Origin of the sequence: Photorhabdus hindustanensis (genome assembly GCF_002968995.1) — a bacterium.
GTDB classification, from domain to species: Bacteria; Pseudomonadota; Gammaproteobacteria; order Enterobacterales; family Enterobacteriaceae; genus Photorhabdus; species Photorhabdus akhurstii.
In genome coordinates, this window is record NZ_PUWT01000159.1 from 1 (window position 1) to 663 (window position 663).

The 663-nt window shown below is 42.2% G+C and carries 1 protein-coding gene; it reads right to left on the bottom strand.

Annotated elements, in window-relative coordinates; genetic code table 11:
- Positions 1-51 precede the first annotated feature (51 nt).
- The coding region (locus C6H66_RS24925; RefSeq protein ID WP_146111144.1) for a DUF4158 domain-containing protein at positions 52-663 on the bottom strand (612 nt) is incomplete at its 5' end.

Consider the following 663-nt stretch of genomic DNA (forward strand, 5'->3'; position numbering starts at 1 on the left):
GCTTTTTTACGGAAATATTACCGGAACTTGCCGGGAACCTGTCGTGCCGTATTAATGACAACTTCCAAGTTTTGAATCCTGCATCTTCAAGTTAAGCGGGTATATATACAAATTCTCAAGCAGTAAGGCTTTGTCCACTTCCGTTTTGACCGCTGTATACTGAAAATCCTTCTGGTCTGTCCGAATAATGTTGAGTGAAGTAATGTCATCATCCCGCTCAATAAGTGCTGTAAGCTGCTCACCAATGGACGCTGGCACCGATTCGGTGATTGCCTTCAGGCGCTTGTCTTCATCACTGAATGCTCTGGTAAATATATCCTGAAATGTAGTGTAGGAAGGTATAATTATTTTTTGACGTTCAAAGTAGACCAGCAACTGGCGAAATGCACTGTGCCCTTTTGGGTAATAACGGAGAAGATTGCTGATATGTGATTGTATTTCTGGGGCCAAATCAGACATCCAGGCACAATAGCCAAATAATGAAAGTATTACCTGTCGCTGAGTGCGTATATAATCACGGGAAATCCGTCCAGCGAAAGATACCGGGAATGCGTTTGTATAATAGAGATTCGCAATAAACTGAGCATCATTACTGACATCCTCCAGTGAGAAATTGAAGAATTGCTGCTTGGCCTTGAAATAACCCAGTTGCAGTATGAAGAA